At 61.0% G+C, this 18896-nt stretch carries 18 protein-coding genes; 10 read left to right on the top strand and 8 right to left on the bottom strand.

Going from position 1 to position 18896, the window contains the following annotated elements; genetic code table 11:
• Nucleotides 1–124 precede the first annotated feature (124 nt).
• Nucleotides 125–547, bottom strand: coding sequence for a large conductance mechanosensitive channel protein MscL (gene mscL, locus OGM67_05440; protein ID UYJ35758.1), 423 nt, complete (start codon nucleotides 545–547; stop codon nucleotides 125–127).
• Between the two features lie 119 nt (nucleotides 548–666).
• Complete coding sequence (locus tag OGM67_05435; protein ID UYJ35757.1) at nucleotides 667–1491, bottom strand: Mrp/NBP35 family ATP-binding protein; 825 nt, start codon at nucleotides 1489–1491, stop codon at nucleotides 667–669.
• A gap of 280 nt (nucleotides 1492–1771) precedes the next feature.
• Between OGM67_05435 and OGM67_05430 the strand changes: the two genes are divergently transcribed.
• Complete coding sequence (locus tag OGM67_05430) at nucleotides 1772–3088, top strand: oligosaccharide flippase family protein (GenBank protein UYJ35756.1); 1317 nt, start codon at nucleotides 1772–1774, stop codon at nucleotides 3086–3088.
• Nucleotides 3089–3225: 137 nt separating this feature from the next.
• On the opposite strand, the gene OGM67_05425 is transcribed toward OGM67_05430, so the two are convergent.
• A complete protein-coding gene (locus tag OGM67_05425) occupies nucleotides 3226–4998 on the bottom strand; it encodes an ABC transporter ATP-binding protein/permease (protein UYJ35755.1) in 1773 nt (590 codons plus the stop codon).
• A 215-nt stretch (nucleotides 4999–5213) separates the two neighbouring features.
• A complete protein-coding gene (locus tag OGM67_05420; GenBank protein UYJ35754.1) occupies nucleotides 5214–6968 on the bottom strand; it encodes an SGNH/GDSL hydrolase family protein in 1755 nt (584 codons plus the stop codon).
• Nucleotides 6969–7139: 171 nt separating this feature from the next.
• Between OGM67_05420 and OGM67_05415 the strand changes: the two genes are divergently transcribed.
• The 3 genes from OGM67_05415 to OGM67_05405 all read left to right on the top strand — a co-directional run bounded on the left by OGM67_05415 (nucleotide 7140) and on the right by OGM67_05405 (nucleotide 9241).
• Entirely contained in the window at nucleotides 7140–7595 is a 456-nt protein-coding gene (locus OGM67_05415; GenBank protein UYJ35753.1) for a DUF2975 domain-containing protein, read from the top strand.
• A gap of 13 nt (nucleotides 7596–7608) precedes the next feature.
• On the top strand, nucleotides 7609–7824 hold the full coding sequence (locus OGM67_05410; GenBank protein UYJ35752.1) for a helix-turn-helix transcriptional regulator: 216 nt from the start codon (nucleotides 7609–7611) through the stop codon (nucleotides 7822–7824).
• Between the two features lie 100 nt (nucleotides 7825–7924).
• Nucleotides 7925–9241, top strand: a complete 1317-nt coding sequence (locus OGM67_05405; protein ID UYJ35751.1) for a DUF4173 domain-containing protein — start codon at nucleotides 7925–7927, stop codon at nucleotides 9239–9241.
• A 366-nt stretch (nucleotides 9242–9607) separates the two neighbouring features.
• On the opposite strand, the gene OGM67_05400 is transcribed toward OGM67_05405, so the two are convergent.
• The 3 genes from OGM67_05400 to OGM67_05390 all read right to left on the bottom strand — a co-directional run bounded on the left by OGM67_05400 (nucleotide 9608) and on the right by OGM67_05390 (nucleotide 13458).
• Complete coding sequence (locus OGM67_05400) at nucleotides 9608–11191, bottom strand: UDP-glucose--hexose-1-phosphate uridylyltransferase (protein ID UYJ35750.1); 1584 nt, start codon at nucleotides 11189–11191, stop codon at nucleotides 9608–9610.
• 199 nt (nucleotides 11192–11390) lie between these two features.
• Complete coding sequence (locus OGM67_05395) at nucleotides 11391–12320, bottom strand: sugar phosphate nucleotidyltransferase (GenBank protein ID UYJ35749.1); 930 nt, start codon at nucleotides 12318–12320, stop codon at nucleotides 11391–11393.
• 121 nt (nucleotides 12321–12441) lie between these two features.
• Nucleotides 12442–13458, bottom strand: coding sequence for a DUF2628 domain-containing protein (locus OGM67_05390; GenBank protein ID UYJ35748.1), 1017 nt, complete (start codon nucleotides 13456–13458; stop codon nucleotides 12442–12444).
• 391 nt (nucleotides 13459–13849) lie between these two features.
• Between OGM67_05390 and prfB the strand changes: the two genes are divergently transcribed.
• The 6 genes from prfB (at nucleotide 13850) to OGM67_05360 (ending at nucleotide 18057) form a co-directional block, all read left to right on the top strand.
• Nucleotides 13850–14971: a peptide chain release factor 2 gene (prfB, locus tag OGM67_05385; protein ID UYJ35747.1), complete on the top strand. Its 1122-nt coding sequence runs from the start codon at nucleotides 13850–13852 to the stop codon at nucleotides 14969–14971.
• A 1-nt stretch (nucleotide 14972) separates the two neighbouring features.
• The gene (locus OGM67_05380; protein UYJ35746.1) at nucleotides 14973–15440 is read left to right on the top strand and encodes a MarR family winged helix-turn-helix transcriptional regulator; all 468 of its coding nucleotides are present in this window, start codon (nucleotides 14973–14975) and stop codon (nucleotides 15438–15440) included.
• Nucleotides 15441–15689: 249 nt separating this feature from the next.
• Nucleotides 15690–16172 (top strand): hypothetical protein, encoded by a 483-nt coding sequence (locus OGM67_05375; GenBank protein UYJ35745.1) that lies wholly within the window; start codon nucleotides 15690–15692, stop codon nucleotides 16170–16172.
• Nucleotides 16078–16719, top strand: a complete 642-nt coding sequence (locus OGM67_05370; GenBank protein UYJ35744.1) for an HAD-IC family P-type ATPase — start codon at nucleotides 16078–16080, stop codon at nucleotides 16717–16719. Before OGM67_05375 ends, OGM67_05370 begins: the two co-directional genes overlap by 95 nt.
• Before the next feature lie 47 nt (nucleotides 16720–16766).
• Nucleotides 16767–17309, top strand: coding sequence for an HAD family hydrolase (locus OGM67_05365; GenBank protein UYJ35743.1), 543 nt, complete (start codon nucleotides 16767–16769; stop codon nucleotides 17307–17309).
• Nucleotides 17248–18057 carry an HAD-IC family P-type ATPase gene (locus OGM67_05360; protein ID UYJ35742.1) on the top strand — a complete coding sequence of 270 codons (810 nt, stop codon included), beginning with the start codon at nucleotides 17248–17250 and terminating at the stop codon, nucleotides 18055–18057. Before OGM67_05365 ends, OGM67_05360 begins: the two co-directional genes overlap by 62 nt.
• A 48-nt stretch (nucleotides 18058–18105) precedes the next feature.
• On the opposite strand, the gene OGM67_05355 is transcribed toward OGM67_05360, so the two are convergent.
• Nucleotides 18106–18756, bottom strand: coding sequence for a DUF1275 domain-containing protein (locus OGM67_05355; GenBank protein UYJ36195.1), 651 nt, complete (start codon nucleotides 18754–18756; stop codon nucleotides 18106–18108).
• Nucleotides 18757–18896 lie beyond the last annotated feature (140 nt).

Here is an 18896-nt window from a genome sequence, read left to right as displayed (position 1 = left end):
CCGCCCGTTTACGGTTGCTCCGCAGGGGAGAGATTCATCCCTCCCGCGCCGTATGCCTCCGCCGCCCAAACAAAAATCGCGCAAGGCTTTTCGCCCTGCGCGGTCATTTTGCATACTAAAAACGTTACGCCGTCTTTTCCTCGTTCTGCTTTTTCAGCTCGGCGAGGATGTCGGCGAGCAGCTCCTCCTGCGTGGGGGCGGCGGGGGCTTCCGGCTCTGCGGGTGCCTCTTCCTTATGCTTGCCAAGGTCCATCAGCTTGTTCATGCCCTTAACGATGAGGAACAGCACCAGAGCCATGATCAGGAAGTTGATGACCGAGGTGATGAAGGCACCGTACTTGAAAACCAGCTTGCCATCGCCGAAAACATCCCACATCATGGCGTCAAAGTTGACCTTGCCCAGAATACCCAGAATCGGGCTGATGAGGTTGTCAGTCAGCGAGGTCACGAGCGTTGAGAACGCGCCGCCGATGATGACACCGATGGCCATATCCATCATGTTGCCCTTCAGGGCAAAGGATTTGAATTCTTCCCAGAATTTTTTCACAAGAAAACCCCTCTTTCCAAAAACTGCGGCGCGGTGTTATTCCGCGCCGCAGCAAATTTACCGTAATACCGCAGCCGCCGCAGCGGCGGTTAAGCCGTCAGGCGGGCAATGGTGCTGCCTTACTTTTTCAGCAGCTTGGCCACCGTCTGGGCGGCGTTGTCAAGATAGTCGCCCGCAAAGACCTCGATCATGCCGGCATCGGCCTCCTTGGCCAGCTCGGGGTCAATAGGCATTTTTGCCAGCACCGGCAGGCTGTACTTGTCGGCAATCTCGTCCACATGGCTGTCGCCAAACACATGAATGTGCTTGCCGCAGTCGGGGCAGACGGCGTAGCTCATGTTCTCGACCAGACCCAAAATGGGCACATGCATCATCTGGGCCATCTGGACGGCCTTGCCAACGATCATGCCGACCAGCTCCTGCGGGCTGGATACGATAACGATGCCGTCCACCGGCAGCGTCTGAAAGACAGTCAGCGGCACATCGCCGGTTCCCGGGGGCATATCAACGAACAGGAAATCAACATCCCACACGACCTCCTGCCAGAACTGCTTGACAGCACCGGCAATGACGGGGCCGCGCCAGACGACCGGGGCCTCGGGGTCATCGAGCAGCAGATTGATGCTCATGATCTCAACGCCGGTGCGGCTGCAGACGGGGTTGATGCTCTCGCCGTCACCGGTGGCAGGGCCCTTCACGCCGAACAGGCGGGGAATAGAAGGGCCGGTAATATCGGCGTCCAGCACGCCGGCCTTATAGCCAAGGCGGCGCATCGAGACGGCCAGCATGGCGCTGGTCATGCTTTTGCCGACGCCGCCCTTGCCGGAAACAACGCCGATGACCTTTTTGATACGGCTTCTTGCGTGCGGCGGCTCATGCTGCGGCGCGCGGTGATCGCAGTTAGCCTGACAGCTGCTGCAATCATGGGTACATGCTTCGCTCATTTGTAAATGCTCCTTTAAAAATGCTTTTATAACAGTGTACCAAAATTCGCGCAGCTTTGCAAGATGCTGCGCAGCGAAAAGGCTTCCCCCAGAGGGGGAAGCTGTCCGCGAAGCGGACTGATGAGGGGCAGACTTTCCGTGATTGCCCGGTAACGGGTGGCCGCGATAATGTCGCCCCTCATCCGGCCTGCGGCCACCTTCCCCCAAGGGGGAAGGCTTCACGCGCTGGTATACCCGCTGCGCCTTTCGCATATCCATCAGCAGGGGAAGGGGGCGGCGTATGAACAACCGCAGGAATTATCTGCACAATGCGGCGCTGCTTACCGGGTCGGGGCTGGTGCTGCGGCTGCTGGGTATGGGGCTCCGGGTCATGGTGGCAGCGGCCCTCGGCAGTGAGGGGATGGGGCTGTACCAGCTGATTCTGGCGCTTTACATGGTGTTCGTCTCCTTTGCCACGGCGGGCATCCATGTGGCCTCGGCGCGTCTGGCAGCCCAAAGTCTGGCCCGCGGCAGCGGTATGGCGCAGACGCTGCGCGGGCTATGCGGCACGGCGCTGGGCTTTGGCACGGCAGCCATGGCTGCGCAGGCCGTGCTGGCAGGCCCCTGCGCGCGGTATCTGCTGCATGACATCCGTGCCGAGACTGCGTTGCTGATCCTGGCACCGAGCCTGCCGTTTATGGCAGTGTCGGGGGCAATGCGAGGGTGCTTTCTGGCGGCGCGGCGGGTGCAGCCCAACATCACAGCGCAGCTTGTTGAGCAGCTTGTGCGGATGGCGGTGGCAGCGGCGGGGCTGCGCCTGCTGGCGCAGTGGGGTGCAGGCTACGGCTGCGCGGCTGTCATGCTGGGCAACACAGTCAGCGAGGGGATCTCCTGCGGCATCATGCTGGTCTTTGCAGCCCGCACACCGGAATTTGCGCCCCGCCCCGGCGCCCCGCTGCACCCCTATACCGCGCGGGAGCTGTATAGTATCCTCTGGCCGGTCGAGGGCAGCCGCCTGCTGGCCAGCGCCCTGCAGGCTGCCGAGAGCAGCCTGATCCCTTATACGCTCACCCTCTATACCGGCAGCCGCACTGCGGCGATGGCGCAGTACGGTGCGCTCAAGGGGATGGCGCTGCCGCTGCTGTTTTTTCCGTTTTCGGTGCTGACCGCCCTGTCCGGCCTGCTGATGCCGGAGATCACCCGCGCCCACACCCGGGGAGATGCAGCCGCTGCGCGGCGGCTGGTGTTTACCATGCTGCGCTTCACCGGCGGGTTTTCTGTGCTGGCGGGGGCAGGGTTTGTGCTGCTGGGCGCGCCGCTGGCAGAGCTTGTCTACCGCGATGCCATGGTGGGCCGCTATGTGCAGATTTTGGGGCTGGCCGCGCCCTTTATGTATCTGGAAAGCATGGTGGACGGTGTACTCAAGGGATTGGGGGAGCAGCTGGCTACCTTCCGGTATTCGCTGCTGGATTCGGTGTTCCGCATCACAGCCATCCGGCTTGTGCTGCCGCAGTACGGCATGGCAGGCTTCCTGTGGATTATGATCGCATCAAATGTGATGACCTGCGGATTGAATATGAGAAGGATGATGGTACAAATAAAAAAGCCTTCCCCCTAGGGGGAAGGTGGCCGAGGCCGGATGAGGGGCGGTGCGGCCTTGCTTGCCTGTGAATGGGTTATTGCGGGAAGTCTGCCCCTCATCAGTCAGCGGGCGGGGTCGCTGACAGCTTCCCCCCTAGGGGGAAGCCGTGCATCTTATAAGGTTTCTCCACTCACCAGCCCGTTCCACAGCCTATAATACACGCCCTGCTTTGCCAGCAGCGCTTCGTGGCTGCCCTCCTCCTCGATGCCGTCCCGGCCTAAGACAAGGATGCGGTCGGCGTTCTGGATGGTCGTCAGCCGGTGGGCAATCGTCAGGGTCGTGCGGCCCTTGGCCAGCTTGTCAAGGCTCTGGCCGACCAGAATCTCGCTCTCGTTGTCGAGCGCACTGGTGGCCTCGTCCAACAGCAGGATGCGCGGGTTCTTCAAAAATACGCGGGCGATGGCAAGGCGCTGCTTCTGCCCGCCCGAAAGCTTGACGCCGCGCTCACCGACATAGGTGTCGTAGCCGTTCTTCAATGCGCGGACAAAGCCGTCGGCTCCGGCCAGACGGGCAGCCTCCTCGATCTCGGCGCGGGTCGCACCGGGGCGGCCATAGGCGATGTTCTCCGCCACGGTGCCGCTGAACAGATAGACATCCTGCTGCACCACGCCAATGGCCTCGCGCAGGCTGCGCAGTGTGACGCTGCGCACATCCTGCCCGTCGATCAGGATCTTGCCGCCTGTCACATCATAAAAGCGGGGGATCAGGTTGCAGAGCGTGGTCTTGCCGCCGCCGGAGGGGCCGACCAGCGCAACATTCTCGCCGGGGCGGATCTTGAGGTTGACATGGCGCAGGACCTTATTGTGATCATCAGGGTACTCAAAGCTGACATCGCAGAAGTCGATGCCGCCCTCCCGCACCTGCAGCGGCTCCGCACCGGGAAGGTCGGCGATGGCAATGGGGGTGTCCATGATTTCGGCAAAGCGCTCAATGCCGGTCATGCCGCGCTGGAACTGCTCGGCAAATTCCACGATGCGGCGGATGGTGGCGATCAGCGTGGAAACATACAGCACATAGGCCACCAGATCGCCCGCGCTGATGGCACCGTACACGAGGGAAAGACCGCCGGCCAGAATGACGACAAAATACATCAGGCCGTCAAAAAGGCGGGTGGAGGTGTTGAAGGCCGCCATGGCGTGATAGCCCAGCGTCTTGATTTTTTCAAAATCGCGGTTGCCCTGCTCAAACTTTTCGCGCTCCAGTTCCTCGGCTGCAAAGGCCTTGACCACACGCTGGCCGAGCAGACTGTCCTCAATGGTGGCGTTCAGCTCACCGATCTGAAAGCGCTGCTGGCGGAACCGCTCGCGCAGCTTGTGGTTCAGCTTGACCGAGACAACGCCCATCAGCGGCACACAGGCAAAGACAACGAGGGTCAGCGGTATGTTGGACTGACAGAGGATCACGAACGAGGCGGCGATCTTTATGCCTGCAATGAAAAACTCCTCGGGGCAGTGGTGGGCAAACTCGGTCACATCGAACAGGTCGTTCGTGATGCGGCCCATGATCTGGCCGACCTTGGTGTTGTTGTAGTAGGTGTGGTCGAGCTGCAGCAGATGGTCAAAGGCATCGCGGCGCATATCGGTCTCGATATGCACGCCCATGATATGGCCAACGCCGGACATAAAGTAGCTGGCTGCACCGTCAATGACGCGCAGCACAAAGTAGAGCGCCGCCAGCTTCAGCACAGTTTCGGCTGTCAGGGACGCTGCCGTGACCGTGTTTGTCAGGGTGCTCATGATTTTGGGCAGGGCAATGTCGCACAGGGTCGTCAGTGCGGCGCAGAACAGATCAAAGGCCAGCACGCCGCGGTACTTGACCAGATAGGGGAGAAAGCGTCGGATCAGCGCACTGTTTTTCGGGCGCTGCGGAGTAGTGGTTTCGGACATGGGTACCTCTTTCGTTTGATTTATGAAATAGAATGGATGCAGAAAATGTGGGGGCAAGCATTGCTCGCCCGTGCAGCGTGGCAGCAGGCGCGGTGGTTTCGGGTCGATGCCAGACATCGACCTCTACACCGTAGGGGCGGATTCCATATCCGCCCGGAAGCTTTGCGGCTGCCGCTATGTCCCGCGGGCGACCAATGGTCGCCCCTACAGGGCGGTTATTCTGCCGGTGTCTCCGATGCCGGTTCTGCCGTAACTTCGGGTTGTTCCTCTGCGGGGGTGGATTCGGCGGGCGTTTCCGGCGCGGTAGGTTCGGCGGGGGGATCGGGTTGGGTCGGCTCCACAGGTGTAACGGGGTCGGGCGGGGGCGCGGGCTCCAATTCGGGGAGCACCTCGCTGTAGGTCTGCCCGCAAACCGTGCAGGTGTAGACATTGCGCCCCTCCACGCCGACTTGAGCATCAACATGCTCGGTCTGCTGCCAACTGTGCTGCCCTGTGGCGGGAATCTCTTCCTGAATCTGCTGGCCACAGATCGCGCAGGTGCGGGTCAGCACACCGGGCGCGCCGCAGGTGGCTGCTTGGGTGACGATGCCTTCATCGTAGGTGTGGGTGTGCTGCGATTCCTCAGTTTTTGTTTCGCTGCATCCCTCGCGGCGGCAATAGTAGGTGATATAGTCACCGCTGCGCACCCCACCATCCCAGTCGTGGCCGAGGGCGGGCAGCTCTTTTTCAATGATTTCACCGCAGATCGTGCATGTATACTTGGCGGAGCCGTTGGTTGTGCAGGTGGGGTTCACCCGCGTGTCCTCGATCTCCGCATAGTTGTGCTCGTGGGCGTCGGCCTTGAAGTGCGCCGTCAGCACCACACCGCCTGCATCGGCGTCCTGCGGCATCGTAAAGCTGAGGGATTCGCTGCTGTAGCTGCCGCCTGAGCTGGCGGTCCAGCCCGCAAAGACAAAGCCTGCGTCCGGCACGGCGGTCACGGCCCCGGCGGTCGCACCCTTTTTGACAAGCTGGCTGGTGGTGCCGGACAGCGTGCCGCCGTGTTCAGCGACAAATTCCAGCGGGACCTTGGCACCGCGCACGGCGATGGGGTCCTTTGTGATAAGGTTTGCGGGCACGCCGTCCGGCTGCGGGATGCTCCCCAGCGGCTGCGGGCGGCGGTCCTCAGTCTGGTATGCGTGGGTGCGTACATAAGTAAAATACGCTTCAACGGCCTTTTTGGAGAGGTGTACGCCGTCTGACAGGGTGTAGTCGGTTTTGGCCCAGCCGGTGGTATCGTCCCGCAGGACCTCGGCGCTGTTCAGAAATTTAAAGCCATTTTCCTCGCACATCTGTACCAGAGCGGCATTGTAGGCATCGACCTGCGTCATCGTCAGGTTCGTGTTTTCGCGCTGCTTGTCCAGCGGCGGGATGGCGCTTACGATGATGTCGCAGTAGGACCACGCCTGCCGGATGGCCTGCAGCCCCTGCAGATAGGTGGCGATGAACCGGGTCGCATCGGTGGAGGCACCGGAGAGGTTGTTTGTGCCGTAGCAGATGATGATCCGCTTCGGCTTGAGCATGGCAACCGATTCCGGCACGGTGTACATGGTCGAGGAGCCTTTGAACTTTTCGCATTTCAGCGTGGTGATCGCGCCCGCGCCCATGCTGACAACACCGATGTTGTTGGAAAGGCTTGTAAAAGCGGTGCCCGTATCATCGGCATACAGCAGGTAGCGCGCGGTGTTGGAATCCCCGATGAAAAGTGTTTCGTCCAGATAGCTGCGCCCGGCGTCTGCGCCTGCGGGCAGCACGGTGCCCACTGCGGCGGCGGGCTCGGCTGCCGCAGGCTGCGCGGTGGCCGCAGGCGCGGCGGTGGGGGCGGCACTTTCCGCCGTGGCGGGCTGCCGGAGGGTGTCGGGCGTTTTGGGGGCGCAGGCGGTCAGGCAGCCGGCCAGCCCAAGCGCAGCAAGCAGGACAGATACTTTCATGAAGGGCACCTCGCACAAAAGTTTGTAGTTGTCTCTATGATACACCATTTTTTCGAGATACGCAAACGAAACGAAGTGGTTTTACAAAATTATTGAAAAACGATAAAAAATACTTGCAAAACGATATGCAATGTGCTATACTGCAGGCAATAAACCGGGAGGCGGATACAGATGAAGCAGCTTTGGAACGATCAGAGAAGCATACTTTTGACCCGCGCCGTTGTGGCGCTGGCGATTGCGGGCAGCGCGGTTATGACGGTATGCGGCCCGAAGATCACGCATTGGATGGTTACGGCACATGGGCTGCCGCCGCGCAGCGGCCCCCTGCTGCTGGGGATGGGGTATGCCTGCGCCGCGCTGGCGCTGGTCATGCTGTGCAGCCTGTATCAGTTTTTGCGCCGCATTGAAGCGGGCGAGGTCTTTGTTTCCACCAATGTTGCGGCTCTGCGGTGCATCAGCTGGTGTTGTGCTGGCGCAGCGGGATTCTGCCTGTTGGCAGCGGGAATCTATCTGCCGTTCCTGTTCTTGGCGGTGGCGGCAGGGTTCATGGCGCTGATCGTCCGGGTGCTGAAAAACGCCTTTGCGCAGGCCGTCCGCATGAAGGACGAACTGGACTACACCGTGTAAGGGGGGCGTCACGATGCCTATTGTGGTCAATCTGGATGTCATGATGGCCCGCCGCCACAAGGCGGCGGGCGAGCTGGCCGAGGAGATCGGCATCACCCCGGCGAATCTGTCCATCCTGAAGAACAACAAAGCCAAAGCGGTGCGGTTTTCTACATTGGAGGCGCTTTGCAGGGCGCTGGACTGCCAGCCGGGGGACATTTTGGAGTTTGTGCCGGACGAGGATCGGTAGGGGCCGGGCATGCCCGGCCCGCGGCTTACCCGCAAACGCCCGCGTAATTTTACACGACCGGGCCGGACATGTCCGGCCCCTACAGGAAGGTGATTCCGCTATGTTGTATGCACTTTTGATGTACCCGCTGGCGTATTTTTATCTGCGCGGGGTGATGTTTCCGCAGTCATATCCGGATTGGGGAATGCCGGTTTTTGCGGCGCTGTTCATTGTGTATGTGGACTGTGCCGCCCGTGCCGCGCACCGCACCGCCGCTAAGGAAACGCCGCTCTGGGCCGTATGCTGGATGGCGCTGGCCGTGGCGTACCCGCTGTACGGCTACCAGCCGGGGCCGCTGGGGGACTGGCAGTGGATGGTATGGCATCTGTTCGCCGTCTGGTATGTGCTGGCACGGTGCGGGATGCTGGCGCAGGGGCAGAGCGGCAGTCTGGCCCCGCTGGATGCGCTGGCCGGATTTGTCCTCCTGCCGTTCGGAAATTTCTTCCTGCGGGCGCGTACCGTCTTTGCTGCGCTGCGCACCCGCCTGCAGGACCGCACGGGGACACGAAAAGTTCTGCACCTCATCGTTACCGCAGCGGTGACGCTGGCGTTGTGCGGTGTGGCATGGGGGCTGCTGGCAGCGGCCGATGCCAACTTTGCCGCGCTGGGGCAGCAGGTGTCCAACTGGTGGAACAGGCTGCTGAACAATGTGAGATTCATTGACCAGCTGATGTATATCCTGCCCTCACTCCCGGTGGGTGCGTGGCTGTACGGGCTGGTGGGCGGCTCCCTGCGCCGCAAAGCCCCGCCCACCACGGCGCAGCAGTGTGCCGCTGTGCTGGAAAACTGCCGCATTGTGCCGCGCACCACGGCGGTGGCGGCCGTAACGGCGCTGTGCGGCGTCTATGCGTTGTTCTTTGCCGTGCAGGCAGGGGAGTGGCTTGCCGCTGCGCCGCTGGGGCTGGATGCACCAGACACCGCCGCCTTCGCAGTGAACGGCTTCTGGGAGCTGCTGAAAATCCTGCTGCTTGACTTTTCGGTGCTGGCGGGCATACAGTTCTTTGGCCGCGCGCCGCTGCCCAAAGCGTTGGCCGCCGTATTCTGCGGGTTCGGCGTGGCTTTTGCTGCGCTGGCAGCGGGCAAGCTGGCTGTCTATGTGACGCTCTGCGCCTTGACGCCCCGGCGGTTCACGGCGGCATGGTGCCTGTTTGTGCTGGCCGTCTGTGCGGTGCTGGCGCTGGTGCGGGTGTTCAGGCCGATCCCGGCGGCAAAGCTTGCCATTTTTGCGGCGGCGGTCAGCTTTACACTGCTCTGCTGCGTGAATGTGAAGCAGCGGGTCATTGATGTAAATCTGGCACGGTATGAAGCCGGGATAGATGAAGAACTGGATTGGGGCGTTTTGTGGGAGTGCGGGTATAAGGAGAACGCAGCGCAGTAGGGGCCGGGCATGCCCGGCCCGCGCGCGTAAGGCAAACAGGCGCTTGCGGGAAAGCCGCACGGAGGGGTCAAGACCCCTCCCTACAGGATGACGATAACGGGTGCTTTGTAGGGAGCGGTCTTGACCGCTCCGCGGGATGTGTACGGCAAACGGCTGCCTGCCAGAAGGCTGCGGGCCGCATATATGCGGCCCCTACAAACCTGCCGGGAGGTTCTGTAGGGGGCGGCGTCCTCGACGCCCCGCGGAGGTGCACGGCAAACGGCTGCCTGCCAGAAGGCCGCGGGCCGGGCATGCCCGGCCCCTACAAGGCAACGAAAACAGGGACACCAGCCCTTCCGGGTCGATGTCCCTGTTTCTTATGCGATTTTACACTTTCTTAAACCCTACGCTCTGCATAAACCGCACAAACGCGGCCTGACCCTGAGCGTCCTGCTTAAAGACACCGGCATTCTCCAGCACATGGCTGAACACCGTGCCAATCTCGGCCTTGACAGCCTTGTTGGCGGCCTCGGGCTTCATGCTGGTGCCGTACTTGGCAATCAGTTCATCAATCCAGTCGGCATGGACAGCCAGTGCATCGCCCTCGATACGGCTGGTGTTCGGGCGCTGGCCCGCCAAAATTTCCGCGATCTGCGCGCCCTGATCCTTCAGGCGGGCGGGCAGGATGGCCAGACCCATGACCTCGATCAGGCCGATGTTTTCCTTTTTGATGTTGTGATATTCCTTATGCGGGTGGAAGATACCGTCCGGGAACTCCTCGCTGGTGCGGTTGTTGCGCAGCGCAAGGTCAAGGATGAACCCGTCCGTCTCATCGTAGTGCAGGATCGGCGTCACGGTATTGTGCGGTGTGCCGTCTGTTTCTGCCAGAATGCCGACACTCTCATCGCTGTAGGCGCGCCAAGCGCTCAGGATGTTGTTGGCTACGATCTGCATCTGCTGGCTGCTGCGGCCAACCAGACGCACGGCGGAAACAGGCCAGTTCAAGATGCCCGCCCTGACGCCGGGGTAGCGAATATCCGTCATAGGCACGGCAATATCGGCCTTCTGCATCGGAAAAACATACCGCCCGCCCTGAAAATGGCTGTGGCTCAGGATGCTGCCGCCCACGATCGGCAGATCGGCGTTGGAGCCGCAGGTATAGTGGGGGAACTGTGCCACAAAGTCAAAAATCTCGGCCAGCGTCTGCTTGTTCATCTCCATGGGCTTATGCTGATCATGCAGCATGATGCAATGCTCATGGAAGTAGGCGTAGGGGCTGTACTGCAGGTAGAACTGCTCCCCTGCGAGCGTGATGGGCACAATGCGGTGGGTCTGGCGCGCGGGGAAGTTGATGCGGCCCGCGTAGCCGATGTTCTCCTTGCAGAGCATGCAGGCGGGGTAGCCGCTCTTGGGCTGCAGACGCTCCAGCGCGATGGTCTTGGGGTCCTTCTCGGGCTTGGTCAGGTTGATCGTGATCTCCAGCTCGCCGTAGGGGGTGGCGGTGTTCCACTGGATGTTCTTGGCAATCTGCGCGGTGCGGATGTAGTTGGTATCCACGCAGAGCTGATAGAACCAGTCGGTCGCAGCCTTGGCACCCTGCTTCTGGTAGAGTTTCTTGAACTTTTTGCAGACCTCGCTCTCACGGGGCATCAGGGCACCCATCAGGCGGGTCTCGAAGTTGATGCGGTACTGGTTTACGGCACCGTCAAAAAGCTCCTTCCGGGCGGCCAGCTCCACCATTTCATCCAGCAGGGCGGCGGGCGTCTCGGGGTCCTCCTTCGGGGGCTTGGCCTCGCTGGGGGCAGCCAGTGCCAGCAGATCCAGCAGCGTGTTGCGCGCCACCAGAACATCGAGATCCTTGATAAGCTTATGCTTGCGGCCGAAGCGCAGCAGGCGCTCCACATCCAGGGCAAGGCGTGCGTCACGCTGCTCCGGGGTCAGGGTCATAAGATCAACTTCATTCTTTGCCATGATTGCCCTCCTGTAGCGGTGTGTTGTGTATTCTGTTGTATTAACCATACCGCCTTTTGCCTCCGCTTTCCATAGCATTGTGTGTCAGGGTTTTGCAATTTTCAACCAAACGCCGCCGATTGTACATCGCCGCTTTACGATGACGCTGCCTTATAAAAAATCCCCCGTCATACGGCGGGGGAAAAGCGCGGTGTACTGTTTACTTCTTCAGATCGCTGAACAGGTCTTTCCTGTACACGCCGTCTGCGACCAGCTTGGCAAAGCTGTCGATGACGGTCTGCTTGTCCTCGGCGTAGGTGACGCCGAACCACTTGTCGTGGGTGGGCAGCACCTTGACGCTGACCTTGTCCGCGTGCAGCAGCTCATCAATGTAGATGGGCAGCAGATACTCGGCCTTGAGCGGGTTGGCAGGCGCGGCCTTCTCAAAGAACTCTACAAAGCCGGCATCGAGCAGATCGACAAACTCGGGGGTCAGTGCCCACATATTCATCGAGACAAGGCTCTCGACGTCGATGCTCTTGCCGCCTGCGGCTGCGCCATCGGCGGTCTTTTCAATGCCGCTGGTCTCCAGCACGCCGGTCAGGTAATGGGCATCGTTCATCTGGCAGATGCCGCGGGTCACGGCGCCGTTGTCGCTCAGGGTGTTCTTCAGCACAAAGCCGGCCATGGCCAGATCACCGGCCTTGTCGGGTGTGTAGCCCTGCAAAAAGTCATGCAGCCGGACAAAGGCCTCCTTGCCGTAGTAGTCATCGGCGTTGATGACGGCGAACGGCTCCTTGATGATGCCCTTGCAGGCCAGCACGGCCTGACCGGTGCCCCAGGGCTTGGAGCGTCCCTCCGGCACGGAATACCCTGCGGGGACATTCTCCAGCGCCTGAAAGGCGTAGTCGATCTCAACGCCCAGCTCGGCGCAGATCTTCTCAATGCGGTCGCCGATGGCCTCCTTGAAGGCATCCTCGATGTCGTGGCGGATGATAAAGATGATCTTGTCAAAGCCGGCCTCGATGGCGTCATGAATGGAATAGTCCATGATGATCTCGCCGTTGGGACCCACAGCCGCCAGCTGTTTGATGCCGCCGCCGAAGCGGGAGCCAATGCCTGCGGCCATAATAACCAGAGCAGTTTTCATGATTTTCCTCCTAATTTTAACACCATTGGTGTATTGCGCGTTCTTCTTCTTTGGTGATTCTGTGTTTATCTGGGGGGCGACGCCTGCATCCGCCCCTACCAGACACGATATGGCAAAGCTTTTAATAGCCGCTTATCGACATGGCGTACTGTACAAAGCCGGGCCCAGCCAGATTGATGACCAGCGAGGCAAGCAGCAGCATGATGCCGAAGTAGAGCAGCGCCGCCAGCAGATTTGTGCCGCCCTTCTGCAGCAGGGCATCAGTGCGGGCCTCGCCGTCAGGGTAGTCGGCGTAGATGCGGTCGATATTTTTCTTGGCCTCTCTGCGGTACCAGGAGACCGCAAACAGCCCCAGAATGATGTTCAGCGCCCAAGATGCCACGGCGCAGACATTGACGGCGGCCGGCAGCCAGCCCAGCGGCATCGCGCCGAGAAGCGAGGGATTAAAGACCGAGATGATCTCTATAAAGGTAGGGATGCTCAGCACAATGGTCAGAATGGCAGTCAGCAGACCCTCCTTCCACATTTTGCGGTAGAACAGGTACGCCGGGCCGAAAAGGAACGCCGACAGGCAGACGGCGGCCTTGCGGTTCGTGATGCTCATGCGGAAAAACTGCATCAGGTAGTACATCGGGCTGCGGCCTACATAGGCGGCCCAGTCCTTGGCCTTGATGCCGTCGATCGTATCCTCGGGGCCGATCTCCCGGCGGTAGATGCCGCCCTCCCGGTCAGCGCTGTAGGTCTCGATGTGCGGGCCGGGGGCAGCGCTGCGGTTGTTCGCCGCAGACGGGTCGCGGGCGTAGATGGGTACCTGCTCCTCGGGCTTGGCGGCATCGGCACTGTCGGCATCGCTGCGGGGCAGGGGACAGCCGCAATGGCTGCAGCGGGCCGCGCCCGGCGTGTTGCGGGTGCCGCAGTTGGGGCAGGTGGCCTCATGCGCGGCCTTTACGGCCTCGGGGCCGATCTCGGGCTGCCACTCAAACCCGGCGGCATGCTCGGAGCGGTGCATACAGGCCCCGACCTTTTTCCAGCAGTCCCGATGGTAGGGGGTGCCGCAGTCGGGGCAGACAACGATGTCGTCCGTATCGGTAAAAGCCTGTTCACAGACAGGGCAGTGGTTTCCTGTGTAGCGTGTCATTGAATATCCTCCCAGTAACATAAAGTCATTATACCGCATCAAATGGATAAATGCAAAGAAAACATAAAAACTTTACAAGATAAACGGAAAAACGGGCTTTTACAGCGGAGTTGTAGGGAGGGGTCTTGACCCCTCCGCGGAACCTGACGGCTGTCGCAGACTGCCCCGGGACGCATATATGCGTCCCCTACAAGCCTGCGGAAGGTCCGTAGGGGCGGCATATATGCTGCCCGGAAACCTCGCCGCTGCCGATAACGGCCCGGAGGGGTCAAGACCCCTCCCTACGAACCTTCATTATATATGATTTCCCCTCTTTACAACGCCCGCCAATTCGCTTATAATGGTACTATGTAATTTTATGCCAACTTATGTGTGACGAGGGAAACGATATATGATTACGATTGACGAACTGAAAGCAAAACTCGGCGGCATGAAGACTGCCGTGGACGACCTGCGGGACGCCCTTTCCATCGAAGCCAGCGAGAAGCGTCTGGCTGAGCTGGAGCACCAGATGACGATGCCCGGCTTCTACGATGATCAGGACCGCAGCCAGAAGATCATCAGTGAGATGGGTGAGGTCAAAAATAAGCTGGAGCGCTTCGGTAAGCTCTCCACCCAGTATGAGGAGGCCGAGACCCTGCTGGAGATGATCGAGGAGGAAAACGACCCCGCCCTCGCCGCTGAGGGTGAGGAGGCTGTCAACGGTGTGGAGAAGGCCATTGATGAGCTGCAGCTTATGACGATGCTCAACGGTGAGTACGACCACAACAACGCCATCCTGACCTTCCACGCCGGCACCGGCGGCACCGAGGCGCAGGACTGGGCCGAGATGCTCTACCGCATGTACACCCGCTGGGCGGAGGCACACGGCTACAGCGTTGAGGTGCTGGATGTGCTGGACGGTGATGAGGCCGGTATCAAGTCTGCCTCGATGATGGTCAAGGGCCCCAACGCCTACGGCATGCTCAAGAGCGAGCACGGCGTCCACCGTCTGGTGCGCATCAGCCCGTTTGACGCCAACGCCCGCCGCCAGACCAGCTTCTCCAGCCTTGAGGTCATGCCCGAGCTGGACAACAACATCAACATTGAAATCAACCCCGCCGACATCGAGATGCAGGTCTACCGCTCCTCCGGCGCAGGCGGCCAGCACATCAACAAGACGTCCTCTGCCGTCCGCCTGATCCACAAGCCCACCGGCATCGTGACGACCTGCCAGACCCAGCGCAGCCAGCTGCAGAACCGCGAGTACGCCATGGAGATGATGAAGGCCAAGCTGTACCAGATCGCTTTGCAGCAGCACAAGGATAAGATCGATGACATCAAGGGCGTCCAGAATGAGATCGCCTGGGGTCACCAGATCCGCAGCTATGTCTTTATGCCCTACACGCTGGTCAAGGATCACCGCACCAACTACGAGAGCGGCAATGTGCAGGCTGTTATGGACGGTGATCTGGACGGCTTCATCTATGCCTATCTGAAGGCAAGCTCCCGCGGCGAGCTGCAGGATGTCTGATATGAATGATCGTTTTATCCGCCTGTCCGTCTCGCTGTCCCGCCTGCAGAAGGTCATCCAGCGCATCAAGACGGACGGCATGAACCGCATTGAGCTGAAGGCCGGGCACACGCTGGTGCTTTGCCAGCTTGATGCTGCCCCCGATGGGTATCGCTTCTCGGAACTGACCGAGCGGTGCGACCTTGACCCGGCAATGATCTCCCGCGTGCTGGCCGATCTGGTCCGCAGCGGTCTGGTCCAGAAGTGCGGCGCACCCGGCAAGTATAACGCTATCTACCGGCTGACCGATGCGGGCCGCGACCGTGCCGCGCGGGTAAGGGCCGTGGTGGCCGATGTGTCGCGCCGCGCCGATGAGGGGATAGACCCCGGCGAGCTGGCCATATTCTATAAGGTGCTTGCACAGCTGACCGAAAATCTCGAGGCTGTGGAGGCCGACCCCACGGCAGCCTTTGCACCGCTGGAGGACTAAGCCGGCGCTGCCCTGCTGACCAATATGAACAAAACTGCCCGACTGCACCAAAATGCAGCCGGGCACTTGTTTTGTTCATACTTGATGGGTATACTTGCCATAATAAAGCGATGTGGATCGTTTATGCTGTAGGGGCCGGGCATGCCCGGCCCGCAGCCGAACGGCAAACGCGCAATCACGGGAAAGCCGCGGACCGCACATGTGCGGCCCCTACAACCCACCCAATTCCACCCGAAAGGAGCCTCCTACATGCCATCGTATCACGGGCTGACCGCTGCCGAGGTCGAAACGCGCCGCGCAGCGGGCCAGACGAATCAGCCGCCCCGCTCCCAGACCAAGACCACCGGTGAGATCGTGCGGGACAATATCTGTACCTATTTCAACCTTGTTTTTCTGGTACTGGCCGTCATGCTGGCGCTCGTGCGCTCGTGGCTGAACATGGGCTTTCTCGGCATCGTGTTCTGGAATACCCTCATCGGCATCGTGCAGCAGCTGCGCGCCAAAAAGACCATTGATGAGCTGACCCTTGTATCGGCCCGTAAGGTGCGCTGCCTGCGCGATGGCCAATGGTGCGAGGTGCTCTCCGATGATCTGGTCCGGGACGATGTGGTGGAGTTCGGCGCGGGGGACCAGAATCGTGGCAGACGCCGTTGTGCTGGACGGCAGCGCGCAGGCCAACGAATCCCTCATCACCGGCGAGGCCCGGGCTGTGCCGAAGGAGGCGGGCAGTGAGCTGCGTTCAGGCAGCTTTCTCATGGCGGGGCGCTGCACAGCGCGGCTGACCCATGTCGGCGCGGACAGCTACGCCAGCAAGCTGACAGCCGAGGCTCAGGCCAACGGCCACCGTGTCGCCCGGGGTGAGATGATGCGCAGCCTTGACAGGCTGATCAAATTTATCGGCATAGCGCTTATCCCGATCGGCGCGGTGCTGATCTGGAAGCAGCACTGGGTGCTGGAGCTGACGATGAAGGAGACTGTCAATGCCACGGTGGCGGCGCTCATCGGCATGATCCCCGAGGGACTTTACCTGCTGACGAGCGTGGCGCTGGCCGTGAGCATGATGCGCCTTGCCAAACGCAGGGTGCTGACGCGGGATATGAACTGCATTGAAACGCTTGCCCGGGTGGATACTCTCTGCGTGGACAAGACCGGCACAATCACCGAGAGCGCCATGCAGGCAGACGACCCGCTGCCGCTGGCAGAAAATGCGCCGCTGGACGAGATCCTGCACGCCTTCTACGCGGGGAGCAGCCCGACAACGACACCGGCCGCGCCCTGACCGATCGCTTTGGGCAGGGGGGCGCCGACTGGTTTGCGGTGCGCACGGTGCCCTTTAACACGGCGTACAAGTACAGCGCTAAGGATTTCGGCGCGCAGGGCTGTTATGTGGTGGGCGCACCGGATATTTTGGCGGGGCCCCGCGCCGGGGAGCTGACCGGCGCACTTTCCCCGCTGCTGGCACAGGGCCGCCGTGTGCTGCTGCTGGCAAAATACAACGCAGCCCTGCCTGACCCACCCGCGGCTCTGGATGCAGCGCAGCTGGAATTTCTGGCGCTGCTGCCGCTGCAGAACCGCATCCGGGAGAATGCCCCCAAGACCTTCCGTTTTTTTGCCAGACAGGGGGTCGATGTCAAGGTCATCTCGGGCGATGACCCGCAGGCTGTCAGCCATGTGGCTGCAGACGCGGGCATTGCGGGGGCCGAGCATTGGGTGGACGCCGCCACCCTGCGCAGTGAGCAGGCGCTGGCCGAGGCCGCCGAAAAATGCACGGTGTTTGGCCGTGTGACGCCTGAGCAGAAGCGCCAGCTTGTCCACGCGCTGCAAAAAGCGCGGCCACACCGTAGCCATGACCGGAGATGGCGTAAATGACGTTTTGGCGTTAAAAGATGCCGACTGCGGCATTGCCATGGCATCGGGCGCACAGGCGGCCAGTCAGGTCGCGCAGCTGGTGCTGCTCGACTCCGACTTTGCGGCCCTGCCCAGCGTGGTGGCCGAGGGGCGGCGTGTCATCAACAACATCCAGCGCTCGGCCTCGCTGTTTTTGGTCAAGAACATCTTCTCGTTCCTGCTCAGCATCGTGGCGCTGGGGCTGCCGCTGGCCTATCCGTTCCAGCCGCTGCAGTTGTCCCTCGTCACCTTTGCCACCATCGGCGCACCGGCATTCTTTTTGGCGCTTGAGCCGAACCATGAACTGGTGCGCGGCAAATTTATGCGCAATGTCATGCGGGCCGCCATGCCCGGCGGGCTGACGGATTTTCTGCTGGTGTTCTGCGCACAGGGCTTCGGCTTTGCGTTCGACATCCCATCCGAGATGGTAGGCACGATCTGCACGCTGGCCATCCTCTGTGTCGGTCTGCAGATTTTGTGGGGCGTTTGTATCCCGTTCACGCCGCTGCACTGGGCTATCTGGGGCAGCATGGCGGCGGCGGGCATTGGCGGGGCGCTTTTGCTGGCACCGTGGCTGCCGCTGGTCCGCCTGAATCTGGGCGGTGTGCTGGTACTCATCGTGCTGCTGGCGCTCAGTGCGCCGACACTGGCAGGGCTGACCTTCCTTGGCGAGCGGCTGCACGGTATCTATAATGACTTGAAAAACAAACACGCCCGCAAGCAGGCATAAAAAAAAATCCCCCCCGCAGGCCGCCATGGTCTGCGGGGGATTTTTTGCTCAGTCCTCAAGATCCTCCTTGATGAACATAAAGCAGAGGCTTACCGCAAGCAGGGCGCAGGACAGCCAGATCGTCTTGGCACCCAGCACAGCTACGCACTGGGTACCCACGCCGGCACCCAGCGCAAAGACAAGGATGACGCCGAAATAGTGCAGTGCCTTGTACAGCAGGCTTTTATCCCGCGTATGGCCGAACGCCACCAGAGAATCCATGCCGCTGCGCAGATTGCCGATGCACATGGTACTGGCAAACGGATAGCCGTGTACCTTGCGGAAGGCCTGTACCTGCATGGCGCAGGCAAAGGATACCAATGCGTTGGCACCCATGTCCCACGCGGCAGGGAAGAACCCGACCACGAACAGCAGTACGATCTCCGCCAGCAGCACCAGCTGCCGCCAGTGGACGCGCCTTGCCTCGCGCCAGCGCAGGCGGATGCACTCCGCCGCCGCCACACCCAGCGCAAAGGACAGCACGGGGATAAAATAGTGGGCGAACCGCGAAAAATCGCCCTCGAACAGGCTTTGGCTCATCAGGACGATGTTGCCGGTCTGGGCGTTGGCAAACACCTTGCCGCGCCCAATGTAGGTGTAGGCATCCTGCAGTCCGCCCGATGCGGACAAAAACATGACCGTGCGGAACGCCTCGGACATCTGGCCGCGGTGATGCAATAGTGAATGTGACATGATTTTCCGACCTCTCTATGTGACTGCGCGTGCAGGGGCGGCCAACGGCCGCCCCTGCAATCATTGCCCATTATAGCGCGCCGCGCCGCCGCTGTAAAGTTTACGGC

The organism is Oscillospiraceae bacterium, from assembly GCA_025757985.1.
GTDB lineage: Bacteria > Bacillota > Clostridia > Oscillospirales > Ruminococcaceae > Gemmiger.
Note: the sequence above shows the minus strand (reverse complement) of the source record. Positions and strands in the feature narration are given on the sequence as shown.

Coding starts and splice junctions, on each gene's coding strand:
- OGM67_05415 (UYJ35753.1), top strand. CDS start 7,140: ATGAAGCAGCTTTGGAACGATCAGAGAAGCATACTTTTGACCCGCGCC.
- OGM67_05390 (UYJ35748.1), bottom strand. CDS start 13,458: ATGACACGCTACACAGGAAACCACTGCCCTGTCTGTGAACAGGCTTTT.
- OGM67_05425 (UYJ35755.1), bottom strand. CDS start 4,998: ATGTCCGAAACCACTACTCCGCAGCGCCCGAAAAACAGTGCGCTGATC.
- OGM67_05375 (UYJ35745.1), top strand. CDS start 15,690: ATGCCATCGTATCACGGGCTGACCGCTGCCGAGGTCGAAACGCGCCGC.
- OGM67_05355 (UYJ36195.1), bottom strand. CDS start 18,756: ATGTCCGAGGCGTTCCGCACGGTCATGTTTTTGTCCGCATCGGGCGGA.
- OGM67_05395 (UYJ35749.1), bottom strand. CDS start 12,320: ATGAAAACTGCTCTGGTTATTATGGCCGCAGGCATTGGCTCCCGCTTC.
- OGM67_05380 (UYJ35746.1), top strand. CDS start 14,973: ATGAATGATCGTTTTATCCGCCTGTCCGTCTCGCTGTCCCGCCTGCAG.
- OGM67_05405 (UYJ35751.1), top strand. CDS start 7,925: ATGTTGTATGCACTTTTGATGTACCCGCTGGCGTATTTTTATCTGCGC.
- OGM67_05400 (UYJ35750.1), bottom strand. CDS start 11,191: ATGGCAAAGAATGAAGTTGATCTTATGACCCTGACCCCGGAGCAGCGT.
- OGM67_05420 (UYJ35754.1), bottom strand. CDS start 6,968: ATGAAAGTATCTGTCCTGCTTGCTGCGCTTGGGCTGGCCGGCTGCCTG.
- OGM67_05410 (UYJ35752.1), top strand. CDS start 7,609: ATGCCTATTGTGGTCAATCTGGATGTCATGATGGCCCGCCGCCACAAG.
- OGM67_05430 (UYJ35756.1), top strand. CDS start 1,772: ATGAACAACCGCAGGAATTATCTGCACAATGCGGCGCTGCTTACCGGG.
- prfB (UYJ35747.1), top strand. CDS start 13,850: ATGATTACGATTGACGAACTGAAAGCAAAACTCGGCGGCATGAAGACT.
- OGM67_05435 (UYJ35757.1), bottom strand. CDS start 1,491: ATGAGCGAAGCATGTACCCATGATTGCAGCAGCTGTCAGGCTAACTGC.